8 protein-coding genes, 1 tRNA gene and 1 CRISPR repeat array are annotated in these 13,420 nt (G+C 50.5%); of the genes, 3 read left to right on the top strand and 6 right to left on the bottom strand.

Going from position 1 to position 13,420, the window contains the following annotated elements; translation table 11 throughout:
- Positions 1-5 precede the first annotated feature (5 nt).
- Entirely contained in the window at positions 6-1,025 is a 1,020-nt protein-coding gene (locus tag D9597_RS08750; RefSeq protein WP_130222125.1) for a fimbrial protein, read from the top strand.
- Between the two features lie 121 nt (positions 1,026-1,146).
- Here the strand turns inward: D9597_RS08750 and D9597_RS08745 are convergent.
- The 6 genes from D9597_RS08745 to trxB form a co-directional block, all read right to left on the bottom strand.
- Positions 1,147-1,234, bottom strand: a tRNA-Ser gene (locus D9597_RS08745).
- Positions 1,235-1,576: 342 nt separating this feature from the next.
- Positions 1,577-2,268: direct repeats of the CRISPR family, unit length 28 nt; unit sequence GTTCACTGCCGTACAGGCAGCTTAGAAA.
- A 111-nt stretch (positions 2,269-2,379) separates the two neighbouring features.
- A complete protein-coding gene (gene infA, locus D9597_RS08740) occupies positions 2,380-2,598 on the bottom strand; it encodes a translation initiation factor IF-1 (RefSeq protein WP_001040187.1) in 219 nt (72 codons plus the stop codon).
- A 284-nt stretch (positions 2,599-2,882) separates the two neighbouring features.
- The gene (gene aat, locus D9597_RS08735) at positions 2,883-3,587 is read right to left on the bottom strand and encodes a leucyl/phenylalanyl-tRNA--protein transferase (RefSeq protein WP_130205277.1); all 705 of its coding nucleotides are present in this window, start codon (positions 3,585-3,587) and stop codon (positions 2,883-2,885) included.
- Positions 3,588-3,631: 44 nt separating this feature from the next.
- Positions 3,632-5,353, bottom strand: a complete 1,722-nt coding sequence (cydC, locus tag D9597_RS08730; RefSeq protein WP_130222124.1) for a cysteine/glutathione ABC transporter ATP-binding protein/permease CydC — start codon at positions 5,351-5,353, stop codon at positions 3,632-3,634.
- Positions 5,354-7,120 (bottom strand): cysteine/glutathione ABC transporter permease/ATP-binding protein CydD, encoded by a 1,767-nt coding sequence (gene cydD, locus D9597_RS08725; protein ID WP_130222123.1) that lies wholly within the window; start codon positions 7,118-7,120, stop codon positions 5,354-5,356.
- A gap of 122 nt (positions 7,121-7,242) precedes the next feature.
- The gene (gene trxB, locus D9597_RS08720) at positions 7,243-8,208 is read right to left on the bottom strand and encodes a thioredoxin-disulfide reductase (protein ID WP_130205283.1); all 966 of its coding nucleotides are present in this window, start codon (positions 8,206-8,208) and stop codon (positions 7,243-7,245) included.
- A gap of 544 nt (positions 8,209-8,752) precedes the next feature.
- On the opposite strand from trxB, the gene lrp reads away from it, so the two are divergent.
- Positions 8,753-9,247: a leucine-responsive transcriptional regulator Lrp gene (gene lrp / locus D9597_RS08715; protein ID WP_000228473.1), complete on the top strand. Its 495-nt coding sequence runs from the start codon at positions 8,753-8,755 to the stop codon at positions 9,245-9,247.
- A gap of 134 nt (positions 9,248-9,381) precedes the next feature.
- Positions 9,382-13,407, top strand: a complete 4,026-nt coding sequence (gene ftsK, locus D9597_RS08710; protein ID WP_130222122.1) for a DNA translocase FtsK — start codon at positions 9,382-9,384, stop codon at positions 13,405-13,407.
- Positions 13,408-13,420 lie beyond the last annotated feature (13 nt).

Here is a 13,420-nt window from a genome sequence, read left to right as displayed (position 1 = left end):
TGTTTATGAAGAAATATTGGTTTTTGTTTCTACTGGTTTTGCCATTTTGGGGGCAGGCTAAATGTACTATCAACGGAAATTCTACTGCCATACAGGGCGTAAATTTAGACCTAACAACGGGAAATGGGACGGTTACATTTTCTCCTAATCTGACGGGGGAATTCACATGTGATTCGACTCAAGATAAGGTAAATGTGCTTAAGACATTGGATAATTATGTTGTAGAGATAAAAGAAAATCAAAACAACAATCAATCAATTTATATTAAGTTTAATCTTGATGTCGGAGATGGATTTCCTGTTGATACGGGAGGCAGGAAGACTTATTCAGTTAACGATACTATTAATAATAAAAGCATAGCATTAACAGCTTCATATATAAAATCGCCTGAAGGTAATGCGAATGTTCAAACAGTATATTCAAATTCATTCATCTTGAATGCTCCTGCGGTTGTCTTTCCATTTGAAAATAACTTCTTTGATAAACTTTGCTATAGTAATGCCTTCATTTATTTACTTTGTTGGTGGGGCAACAAGTTACCAACTGATGCTGATTATCAACAGAATTTAAATGTTAATATAACAAAACACAAACCTACAACCTGTAGTTTCTCGCAACCGACTTACGAAATAAGAATGCCAGAAACAACGATAAGTGAGATGCAATCTGCCAATAACACAAAATCAGGTTCTATAGATCTGGTTTTAAATTGCGACAGTGTTTATAACGTCACGACTAATCCAGTGACTTTTAAAGTTGCGCGCGGTGAATGGGATGATAGTGGAACCATTCTGAAAAACACATCGCTTAATGGTGCTAAGGGGGTTGGGTTCCAGATTTATAATGGTAACGCAACGACACCGTTAAAACTGGGCGATACTCTGATGAACAAACTAACTAAAATGGCGGCCATTGAGAATCAGTACACCTTCCCGATTACCGCGAAATATGTCCGCGTGAAGGAGGAAGCACTACAGCCTGGAGAAGTCCAAAGCAAAGCCATATTTGCCGTATCCTACGACTAGTGGGTATAGTAATCAGCCACTGATTTTCACGTACTTTCGAAGAGGAAGTACGTGTTTTTTATTTAAGGCGCATTAATGCGAAAAAAAAGCCCGTACTTTCGTACGAGCTCTTCTTAGAAGATGGCGGTGAGGCGGGGATTCGAACCCCGGATACGTTGCCGTATACACACTTTCCAGGCGTGCTCCTTCAGCCACTCGGACACCTCACCAAATTGTTTTGCTGCTGACCTCATGGGTGGCAACGGGGCGCTACTATAGGGAGTTGGAGTAAAACGGTCAAGAAGAATTTATAGAGATTGATTCGTTTGGTTACGCAATGAACACGCTGTTTGCGTGACGGAGATTATGACCGTATGTGTTCTGTTCAATTGTTTATCAAAAGCTATGCATAAAATATGAGATTGAAGAAGTACCAAATCGACCCTTTTTTTAGGTTGAAATGTAACTCATTGATTTTGTTTATTGCTATTTTGAAGTCTGGAAAAAGGGTTTGAATCTGCGATTTTGTAAGTTTTAACAGTAAATCAATCGGATAGTCTGCTATTATTCCAGTTCACTGCCGTACAGGCAGCTTAGAAACGCAAACGCACGCGGAACAACGCGGCATCCTTGTTCACTGCCGTACAGGCAGCTTAGAAATACCGAAGCAGGGGCCAGAAGGAGGAAAGGGTCGTTCACTGCCGTACAGGCAGCTTAGAAAGGAGCTGGTCGCACGAGCCGTTAGCACTAAATGTTCACTGCCGTACAGGCAGCTTAGAAAGATGTCCGGATCGGGCCATCATTTCAACGTGAGTTCACTGCCGTACAGGCAGCTTAGAAAGTTACGGCGGGTGCTTGTGGGTATTGTTTAGTGTTCACTGCCGTACAGGCAGCTTAGAAAACGACGTTAAACTGGTTACGGATACGCGGGCGAGTTCACTGCCGTACAGGCAGCTTAGAAACACAGTAGTTAAAGAGCCTCGGCGAACAATCCAGTTCACTGCCGTACAGGCAGCTTAGAAAGTCGAAGAACTGGCAACAATACGCGCGGAAGCGTTCACTGCCGTACAGGCAGCTTAGAAACGATAAACAAGCCGGATAGTAACGTAGTGGTAGTTCACTGCCGTGTAGGCAGCTTAGAAATTCCGTTGATTACCAAAACGTTGACGGCTTTATGTTCACTGCCATGCAGGCAGCTTAGAAATTTCTCGCTCGCCATAAGCGCGGGTAGTGGTGGTTCACTGCCGTACAGGCAGTTTTCAAACTTAACACACCATCCTCCAGTATTTATTCCCCTTGACCCCAAACGCAAAAAAGGCCGGTTAAACCGACCTTTTACTCGTTCTTTCTCTTCGCCCATCAGGCGGTAAAACAATCAGCGACTACGGAAGACAATGCGGCCTTTGCTCAGGTCGTACGGGGTCAGTTCAACAGTCACTTTGTCGCCCGTCAGGATGCGGATGTAGTTTTTGCGCATTTTACCGGAGATGTGTGCAGTAACCACGTGACCGTTTTCTAACTCTACGCGGAACATGGTATTAGGCAACGTTTCAAGAACGGTACCTTGCATTTCAATATTGTCTTCTTTGGCCATCTAATCCTCTGGGGTATCACTACCGTAATTTGAACCGGCAAGATAATGCCGAAGTTCTGTAAATAAGTAAAGATTTGTGCGCTAATTCGCAACAAACAGGTTTGGCACATAACTCCGAAAACACACGGCTAAGCCGCACTATAAGCGCAACGTATAAGGGAGCGGTGAGATAAACGGTGGGCGTTACCTGACGCGAAAAATTCCTTATCGGCAGCGGAGTAATGAGCATAACCAACTCTGCGACCGCAATTATAACACTCTGGGGAGAAATGTGCCGAAAACATTCATTCTTGTGGTGAAAACAATCGCCGTGGTACCCAGAAATTATTTGGTAACCGTTCGGGGCGCAGTTGATTGAGATAATTGAGGTAATCCCGGCGAGGGATTTCGCAGGCACCAAGCGAGGCCGTATGGTCATTTAATACCTGGCAGTCGATAAGCTTGCCGCCGTGGCGGATAAATTCGTCACAAAAAACCAGGAGCGCCGTTTTCGAGGCATTCTCCATGCGGCTGAACATCGACTCGCCACAAAACAGTGTTCCCTGCGCCACGCCGTACATGCCGCCGACAATTTCGCCTTCACGCCACACTTCTATGGAATGGGCATGGCCCAACTCGTGAAGACGATGGTAGGCTTCGACGACGTCACGCGTAATCCAGGTCCCTTCTTCGCGATCGCTGGCGCAGCCTTCAATGACCTGACCAAAAGCGTAATTCAGCGTGACGCGATAGGGAGAGCGCTTATGAAAACGTTTCATGCTGCGGCTGATATGCAGTGATTCTGGCCATAAAACCGCACGTGGATCAGGCGACCACCAGAGAATAGGATCGCCAGGAGAAAACCACGGGAAAATACCGCGCTGATAAGCCATGAGTAGCCGAGCAGGGCTAAGATCGCCTCCCAGCGCCAGCAGACCGTTAGGCTCACGTAATGCGCCTTCCGGGGAAGGGAAGGCTATTGAATGGCGAGAAAGCTGAACCAGGCGCATGACTGCAAAACTCCACTACGCAAGTCGGATCGTTCAATAATAGCTTACAAACCCTGCTTAAACTGGTAATAACGCCCCTGTCTGGCAAGCAGTTCTGCATGGGTACCTTGTTCAATAATTTGCCCGTTGTCCATCACTATTATTTGCTGAAAATGTGAAAGTCCACGCAGCCGATGTGTAACCATCAATAGCGTTTTCTCACGCATCATTTCAGCCAGTAATTCGAGGATCTGACTTTCAGTCGTGGCATCTAAGCCTTCGGTTGGTTCATCCAGCAATACTAACGGCGCATCGTGCAATAGCGCACGGGCGATAGCCAGACGACGCAGTTCGCCGCCGGAAAGCTGACGTCCGCCTTCTCCCAACCAACTGTTGAGCCCTGTGTCTTCGAGTAGTTTCTCCAGACCGACGCGACGGAGAATTTCAGCAAGAGTCTCATCAGTAGCGCCAGGTGCGGCGAGTAACAGATTATCACGCAGTGTGGCGCTAAACAGATGCACTCGCTGTGGCACAACGCTGATGGTCTGGCGCAATGTCGATTCATTCAGGTCAGAGATCGGGCTGCCGTTAAGCAAAATCTCACCCTGTTGTGGGTCCCATGCGCGGGTTAGCAGTTGTAACAACGTTGATTTGCCGCATCCGGTTCGCCCGAGAATCGCAATATGTTCTCCGGCGTTTGCCTGAAGAGAAATCCCTTTGAGCGCTTGTTGGGATTGTTCCGGATAAGTGAACGCAACATCCCGTAATGTCAGGGAAACCTGCTCAGGAACGGCAGACTGAGTATCCGGGAAGGTCACTTCTGGTTTTTGGTCCGTTAAGTCAGTGATACGCACGGCAGAAGCAATAACTTGCCCCAGATGCTGAAATGCACCTGTCACCGGGGCCAGGGCTTCGAATGCAGCCAATGCACAGAAGACAAACAGCGCAATTAACGCGCCTGGCTGGCTATTACCGCCAACGCCGCCGGAGGCCATCCATAGCATCAGAATCACCGCCAGCGCGCCAATCAACAGCATAATTGCCTGCGAGAGCGCAGTCAGTTCGGACTGACGACGTTGCGCTTCCAGCCACTGAATTTCGGTGTTCTCTAACTGCGTACGATAACGATCGCTGGCACCAAAAATGGTCAGTTCAGCTTGCCCTTGCAGCCAGGCGGTTAACTGTTGGCGATACTGACCGCGAAGATGGGTAAGGTTTTGCCCGGTGCTTTTCCCCGCACGATAAAACAGCGGTGGCATCAGGAAAAGCGTCAGTAACATAATGCCGCCCAGCGTAAAGGCGAGGGTGAAATCAAGGAAACTTAACCCGATTGTCACCACCATAATCACCACAAAAGCGCCCACCAGCGGCGAGATAACGCGCAGGTAAAGATGATCGAGCGTATCAACATCGGCGACGACGCGGTTGAGCAATTCGCCCTGGCGATAGCGGGCCAGCCCGGCAGGGGAGAGAGGCAACAGCTTGCTGAAGGTGTAAATGCGCAAATGCTGCAACACGCGGAAAGTCGCGTCGTGACTCACCAGACGTTCAAAATAACGCCCGGCAGTGCGGGTGATTGCCGCGCCACGTACACCTGCGGCAGGCAGCATGTAGTTAAAGCTGTACAGTCCTGCAACTCCCGCCACTGCCGAAGCGGAGAGGAACCAACCAGAAAGCGTCAACAAGCCGATACTGGCGAGCAGTGTGACAATTGCCAGCACAATACCAAGGCTTAACATCCACTTATGACGCTTATATAGAGCCAGATAAGGAAGTAACTCGCGCATTTAAATCTCCTCCTGACGGTGGGCCAGCAACGTGGCGAATGGACCGTTAGCCACGCTTAAATCAGCGTAACAACCTTGCTCGATAATTTGGCCATCCTGCATCACCCAAATGACATCCCAGTCGGCGAGATCTTCTAACTGGTGGGTGACCATCAGCGTTGTCTGGCGCTGCGAGGCAGCGTTTAGCGCCTGCATCACACGCTGCTCGCTATGTGCATCGAGGCTGGCTGCAGGTTCATCCAGTAATAACAGTGAGCAGGGATGAAGTAATGCACGCGCTACGGCCACACGTTGTGCCTGACCTACGGAAAGGCGGGCTGCCTGATCGCCCACGGGAGTATCGATGCCTTGCGGCAGGAGCGGCAGAAACTCACTGACCCAGGCGTTATCCAGGGCCATTTGTAACTCTTGCTCGCTGGCATCCGGTCGTGCCAGCAGCACATTGTCTCGTACTGTTGCCGCGGGTAATTGTGGGTTTTGCCCAACCCAGGAGAGATGTTTACGCCATGATTCCGGTGATAAATCCCGCAATTCAATGCCGTTGATCTGCAGCGAGCCTTGATAAGAGAGAAAACCGGAAAGCGCATTTAATAGTGAACTTTTCCCGGATCCGCTTCGTCCCACCAGTACCGCACGTTTGCCTGCAGGTAGTGTAAAGTTCAGCGGGCCAGCCAGTGTTTTACCTTCAGGCGATGTGATAAACAGATCTTTGGCTTCAATGGTCACTGGTTCGGTAGACGTTAACTCAACGTCACCACGCTGTGGATGGGCGAGCGGTGTTTCCATAAATGTTTTCAGGCTGTCAGCCGCGCCAACAGCCTGGGCTTTGGCATGATAAAACGTGCCGAGATCACGTAACGGCTGGAAAAACTCGGGGGCGAGGATCAACGCAAGGAAGCCCGCAGCCAACGTCACGCCCGTGCTGTAGTGACCGAAATCCAGCTCACCAAGATAAGAGAAACCAAAGTACACCGCGACCAGGGCAATCGACAGCGAGGTAAAGAATTCAAGAATACCGGAGGATAAAAACGCCAGGCGTAATACTTCCATGGTCCGTTGGCGAAAATCTTCCGAAGCCGAACGGATACTTTCAATTTCAGCCTCGCCACGACCAAAAATACGCAGGGTTTCCATGCCGCGCAGACGATCGAGAAAATGCCCACTTAAGCGAGCAAGCGCGAGAAAGTTGCGTCGGTTAGCATCGGCAGCACCCATCCCAACTAAAGCCATAAACAACGGAATTAACGGTGCAGTGCCGAGTAAAATAAGTGCCGCGGCCCAGTTAGAAGGAAAAATTGCGACGACAATCAGTAGTGGCACTGAGACTGCCAGCGCCATTTGCGGTAGGTAGCGAGCGTAGTAATCATGCATATCGTCAATTTGCTCGAGCACCAGCGTCGCCCAGCTCCCCGCAGGTTTGCCCTGAATCCAGGCCGGCCCAGCCTGCTGCAAACGGTCAAGAACCTGGCGGCGGATGGCAAAACGAATATGTTGCCCGGCGTGATAGCCCACCCGTTCGCGTAACCAGACCACCCATGCACGCAGCACAAAGGTCATCACCAGCAAGGTAAAGGGAAGCAGCAAGGCTTCTCGGGGGATGTTCTCCATGATCATATGTTGCAGAATTCGCGCCATAAACCAGGCCTGGGCAATTATTAATATGCCGCTCACAAAGCCCAGCAGACGAGAAATATTCAGCCAACGTTGGGAGATGACGCTTTGCTGTTTTAACCAGTGGGTTAACTCTTTTTGACGGGATTTATTCATTGCACGCTTAGCAGGTGAGTTATCAGAATTATTTGCAGAGCAATGTTACAACGGGGAAAAAATAAAGGCGACCCATAGTCGCATGGTGTCGCCTTCTTTACTTTTGTTACTGATTTGTAAAATTATTTTGCGTCAGCTAAACCGTCGAGGTAGCGTTCCGCATCAAGTGCTGCCATGCAGCCTGTACCGGCAGAAGTAATGGCCTGGCGATAAATATGATCCATCACGTCACCTGCGGCAAAGACGCCCGGAATGCTGGTCTGGGTGGCATTACCATGAATACCCGACTGCACTTTGATGTAGCCGTTTTCCAGTTCCAGTTGTCCTTCAAAAATAGCCGTGTTCGGACTGTGACCGATAGCAACAAACAGACCAGCAACGTCGAGAGACTCGATATTATCGCTGTTTTGCGTATCGCGCAGACGAACGCCAGTGACGCCCATCTGATCGCCGATCACTTCTTCCAGCGTACGGTTGGTGTGCAGAATGATGTTGCCGTTCTCCACTTTGTCCATAAGACGCTTAATGAGGATTTTTTCCGCACGGAAACCATCGCGGCGGTGGATCAAATGTACTTCGGAAGCGATGTTAGACAGATACAGCGCCTCTTCAACCGCAGTATTGCCGCCGCCGATAACCGCCACTTTTTGGTTGCGATAGAAAAATCCATCGCAGGTTGCACAGGCAGAAACCCCACGGCCTTTAAAGGCTTCTTCAGAGGGCAGGCCGAGATAGCGTGCAGAAGCCCCGGTGGCAATAATCAGCGCATCGCAGGTATATTCGCCATTATCGCCAGTCAGGCGGAACGGACGATTCTGCAAATCCACTTTATTAATGTGGTCAAAAATAATTTCAGTTTCAAACTTGGTAGCATGTTCATGCATGCGTTCCATGAGTAACGGGCCGGTCAGATCATTTGGATCTCCTGGCCAGTTTTCTACTTCAGTGGTCGTCGTCAGCTGGCCGCCTTTTTCCATGCCGGTAATCAGCACCGGTTGCAGGTTGGCGCGTGCCGCGTAGACAGCAGCGGTATATCCCGCCGGGCCTGAGCCCAGGATAAGCAGTTTACTGTGTTTGGTCGTGCCCATGAGATCCCCATAGTTGTTGGCAGACAATGGGCAGGATTGTAGGGAATTTACAGACGTAAAAAAAGAGTATGACGATTTTGTTAACGATTTGTGCAATCGTCAAAAGCGATAATCGTGTCAAATTCTCCCGTCATTATCACGTCTGCTACTTAATTTTTCCGGTTTATAAGCCGATTAAATGATGATTAAACGTCACTGTTAATGAATAACTGGCATGTTGTACTAAAAAACGATGTTTTGCTTTGACAATCACCTGGTGTTTTGCGAAAACATTCGAGGAAGAAAAAAACAGTATTGTTATGTGCGCATAATCATGCATGTAAATACCATGTTTACCGTGCTAGTGAAATCTACGCATGGCGTGGACAGACGCCATTCGTGATGTCGATAGCTGCCTCAAGGCAACGGTCTTCTCACCGTAGACCCAGGCATTGCGAGCCGTGAATCTTAATGATTTCGGTCTATCGTGACAGGTAGCGACTCTGAACAGTGATGTCTTCAGGGTCAGACAGGAGTAGGGAAGGAATACAGAGAGACAATAATAATGGTAGATAGCAAGAAGCGCCCTGGCAAAGATCTCGACCGTATCGATCGTAACATTCTTAATGAGTTGCAAAAGGATGGGCGTATTTCTAACGTCGAGCTTTCTAAACGTGTGGGACTTTCCCCAACGCCGTGCCTTGAGCGTGTGCGTCGGCTGGAAAGACAAGGGTTTATTCAGGGCTATACGGCGCTGTTGAACCCGCATTATCTGGATGCATCACTTCTGGTATTCGTTGAGATTACTCTGAATCGTGGCGCTCCGGATGTGTTTGAACAATTCAATACTGCTGTGCAAAAACTTGAAGAAATTCAGGAGTGTCATTTAGTATCCGGTGATTTCGACTACCTGTTGAAAACACGCGTGCCGGATATGTCAGCTTATCGTAAGCTGCTAGGGGAAACCCTGCTGCGTCTGCCTGGCGTCAATGACACACGGACATATGTTGTTATGGAAGAAGTCAAGCAGAGTAATCGTCTGGTTATTAAGACGCGCTAACACGGAACAGGTGCAAAATAAGCGTATTTTGATTACACTCCTGTTAATCCATACAGCAACAGTACTGGGGTAACCTGGTGCTGTTGTCCGTTTTAGCATCGGGCAGGAAAAGCCTGTAACCTGGAGAGCCTTTCTTGAGCCAGGAATACACTGAAGACAAAGAAGTCACATTGACAAAGTTAAGCAGCGGGCGCCGACTTCTGGAGGCGTTGCTGATTCTTATTGTCCTGTTTGCCGTCTGGTTGATGGCAGCCTTATTAAGCTTTAACCCTTCGGACCCCAGCTGGTCGCAAACGGCCTGGCATGAGCCTATCCATAATTTAGGCGGGACGCCTGGCGCGTGGCTGGCAGATACGCTGTTCTTCATTTTTGGCGTGATGGCTTACACCATCCCGGTCATTATTGTTGGCGGCTGTTGGTTTGCCTGGCGTCATCAGTCCAGCGATGAGTACGTTGACTATTTCGCCGTTTCACTACGAATTATTGGCGTGCTGGCGCTTATCCTTACGTCCTGTGGCCTTGCGGCAATCAACGCGGACGACATCTGGTATTTTGCCTCCGGTGGTGTAATCGGTAGTTTATTAAGCACTACGCTGCAGCCGCTGTTGCACAGCAGTGGTGGGACCATTGCGCTGCTCTGTGTTTGGGCGGCTGGCCTGACGCTGTTTACCGGCTGGTCCTGGGTGACCATTGCCGAAAAACTGGGGGGCTGGATTTTAAACATCCTCACTTTCGCCAGTAACCGCACTCGTCGCGATGATACCTGGGTTGATGAAGAAGAGTATGAAGACGACGAAGAGTATGAAGACGAGAAAAACGGCAAACAGCATGAATCGCGCCGTGCTCGTATTCTTCGTGGCGCGTTAGCGCGTCGTAAACGTCTGGCGGAAAAATTCATCAATCCGATGGGGCGGCAAACAGACGCTGCATTGTTCTCGGGTAAGCGGATGGATGATGAAGACGACATTACCTACACTGCGCGCGGCGTAGCCGCTGATCCTGATGATGTCCTCTTTTCGGGCAACCGTGCAACGCAGCCAGAATATGACGAATACGATCCATTATTAAACGGTGCACCAATTACCGAACCTGTTGCTGCAGTTGCTGCTGCTACCACGGCGACGCAAAGCTGGGCTGCTCCGGTTGGGCCTGTTACTCAGACGCCGCCTGTTGCGTCGGTTGATGTTCCACCTGCTCAACCTGCTGTTGCCTGGCAGCCTGCGCCAGGGCCGCAAACGGGCGAGCCGGTCATTGCTCCAGCGCCGGAAGGTTATCCGCAACAACCTGTGCAGTCACAGCAGCCATATTATGCGCCAGCTGCGGAACAACCTGTTCAACAACCATATTATGCGCCAGTGCCTGAACAGTCGGTTCAGCAGCCATATTATGCGCCTGCTGCAGAACAACCTGTTCAACAACCATATTATGCACCAGTGCCTGAACAACCAGTGGCTGATAACGGGTGGCAAGCCGAGGGGACACAATCCACTTTTGCGGCGCAGTCTACATACCAGCCTGAGCAAACCTACCAGCAGCCAGCCGTTCAGGAGACGTTGCGTCAACAGCCGCAACCGGTTGAACAGCCGCCTGTTGTAGAACCTGAACCGGTTGTTGAAGAAACAAAACCTGCGCGTCCGCCGCTTTACTACTTTGAAGAAGTTGAAGAGAAGCGTGCGCGCGAACGTGAGCAGCTCGCCGCCTGGTATCAGCCTATTCCTGAACCAGTTAAAGAACCTGAGCCTGTTAGACCTGTTCAGTCAGCTAAATCTGTTCAGTCATCGCCGACTGCTGCCGCAGTCCCTCCGGTAGAAGCCGTGGCTGGTGTTTCGCCGCTGGCATCGGGCGTGAAGAAAGCGACTCTGGCGACGGGGGCCGCAGCAACGGTTGCTGCACCTGTTTTTAGCCTGGCAAATAGCGGTGGACCTCGACCACAAGTGAAAGAGGGGATAGGCCCGCAGTTGCCACGACCAAAGCGTATTCGTGTTCCGACTCGTCGTGAACTGGCATCGTATGGCATTAAACTACCTTCACAACGAGCCGCCGAAGAGAAAGCTCGCGAAGCGCAGCGCAATCAATACGATTCTGGCGATCAGTATAACGATGATGAAATCGATGCGATGCAGCAAGATGAGTTGGCACGTCAGTTTGCCCAGGCACAGCAGCAACGCTATGGTGAACAGTATCAGCATGATGCGCCAGTTAACCCTGAAGATGAAGATGCAGCGGCAGAGGCTGAACTGGCTCGTCAGTTTGCCCAGACTCAGCAGCAACGTTATTCAGGTGAACAACCTGCGGGAGCAAATCCATTCTCGCTGAATGATTTTGAATTTTCACCGATGAAAGCGTTGGTGGATGATGGACCACACGAGCCACTGTTTACGCCCATTGTTGAACCGCAGCAATCGGTAGCGCCGCAGCAGCAGTATCAGCAGCCGCAACAACCGGTGGCGCCGCAGCAGCAATATCAGCAGCCGCAACAACCGGTGGCGCCGCAGCCGCAGTATCAACAGCCGCAGCAGCCAGTAGCGCCGCAGCCGCAGTATCAACAGCCGCAGCAGCCAGTAGCGCCGCAGCCGCAATATCAGCAGCCGCAGCAACCGGTAGCGCCACAGCCGCAGGATACCCTGCTTCATCCGTTGTTAATGCGCAACGGTGATAGCCGTCCGTTGCATAAACCAACGACGCCACTACCCTCGCTGGATTTGCTGACACCACCGCCAAGCGAAGTTGAGCCAGTAGATACCTTTGCGCTTGAGCAAATGGCGCGTCTGGTAGAAGCACGGCTGGCCGATTTCCGCATTAAAGCTGATGTGGTCAATTATTCACCAGGACCTGTAATCACCCGTTTTGAGTTGAACCTGGCGCCGGGCGTAAAAGCAGCACGTATTTCTAACCTGTCACGTGACCTTGCCCGTTCATTGTCGACCGTGGCGGTGCGCGTGGTTGAAGTCATTCCTGGCAAACCTTACGTAGGTCTGGAGTTGCCGAACAAAAAACGACAAACCGTTTATCTGCGCGAAGTGCTGGATAACGCGAAGTTCCGTGATAACCCATCGCCGCTGACGATTGTTTTGGGTAAAGATATCGCAGGCGATCCGGTCGTAGCCGATCTGGCTAAAATGCCTCACCTGCTGGTTGCGGGGACCACTGGTTCCGGTAAGTCGGTGGGAGTAAACGCCATGATCCTGAGCATGCTCTATAAAGCGCAGCCGGAAGATGTTCGTTTCATTATGATCGACCCGAAAATGCTGGAGCTTTCGGTTTATGAAGGCATCCCGCATCTGTTAACGGAAGTCGTTACCGACATGAAAGATGCTGCCAACGCTCTGCGCTGGTGCGTAAATGAAATGGAACGCCGTTATAAGCTGATGTCGGCCCTGGGAGTGCGTAATCTTGCGGGGTATAACGAAAAAATTGCTGAAGCGGACCGAATGATGCGTCCGATTCCAGACCCGTACTGGAAGCCAGGTGACAGTATGGATGCCCAGCATCCAGTGCTGAAAAAAGAGCCGTACATTGTAGTGCTGGTGGATGAATTTGCCGACCTGATGATGACGGTAGGTAAAAAAGTGGAAGAGTTGATTGCGCGTCTGGCGCAAAAAGCCCGTGCTGCAGGTATTCACCTCGTGCTGGCAACGCAGCGCCCTTCGGTGGATGTTATTACGGGGCTGATTAAAGCGAACATTCCAACCCGTATCGCCTTTACTGTATCCAGCAAGATCGACTCACGTACCATTCTTGATCAGGCTGGCGCGGAATCACTGCTTGGTATGGGGGATATGCTTTACTCCGGGCCGAACTCAACCATGCCGGTACGTGTCCATGGTGCTTTTGTTCGCGATCAGGAAGTTCATGCCGTGGTGCAGGACTGGAAAGCGCGTGGTCGTCCGCAGTATGTAGATGGCATCACCTCCGACAGCGAAAGCGAAGGCGGAGCTGGTGGTTTCGACGGTGCTGAAGAACTGGATCCGCTGTTCGATCAGGCGGTGGCGTTTGTCACTGAAAAACGCAAAGCGTCTATTTCTGGTGTTCAGCGTCAGTTCCGCATCGGTTACAACCGTGCAGCACGCATTGTTGAACAGATGGAAGCGCAAGGGATCGTCAGCGAGCAGGGACACAACGGTAATCGTGAAGTGCTGGCCCCGCCACCGTTTGACTAATTAGTGCATCGTA

Source organism: Escherichia sp. E13S3 (assembly GCF_004212325.1).
GTDB lineage: Bacteria > Pseudomonadota > Gammaproteobacteria > Enterobacterales > Enterobacteriaceae > Escherichia.
Note: the sequence above shows the minus strand (reverse complement) of the source record. Positions and strands in the feature narration are given on the sequence as shown.

Coding starts and splice junctions, on each gene's coding strand:
- cydD (WP_130222123.1), bottom strand. CDS start 7,120: ATGAATAAATCCCGTCAAAAAGAGTTAACCCACTGGTTAAAACAGCAA.
- trxB (WP_130205283.1), bottom strand. CDS start 8,208: ATGGGCACGACCAAACACAGTAAACTGCTTATCCTGGGCTCAGGCCCG.
- aat (WP_130205277.1), bottom strand. CDS start 3,587: ATGCGCCTGGTTCAGCTTTCTCGCCATTCAATAGCCTTCCCTTCCCCG.
- infA (WP_001040187.1), bottom strand. CDS start 2,598: ATGGCCAAAGAAGACAATATTGAAATGCAAGGTACCGTTCTTGAAACG.
- D9597_RS08750 (WP_130222125.1), top strand. CDS start 6: ATGAAGAAATATTGGTTTTTGTTTCTACTGGTTTTGCCATTTTGGGGG.
- lrp (WP_000228473.1), top strand. CDS start 8,753: ATGGTAGATAGCAAGAAGCGCCCTGGCAAAGATCTCGACCGTATCGAT.
- cydC (WP_130222124.1), bottom strand. CDS start 5,353: ATGCGCGAGTTACTTCCTTATCTGGCTCTATATAAGCGTCATAAGTGG.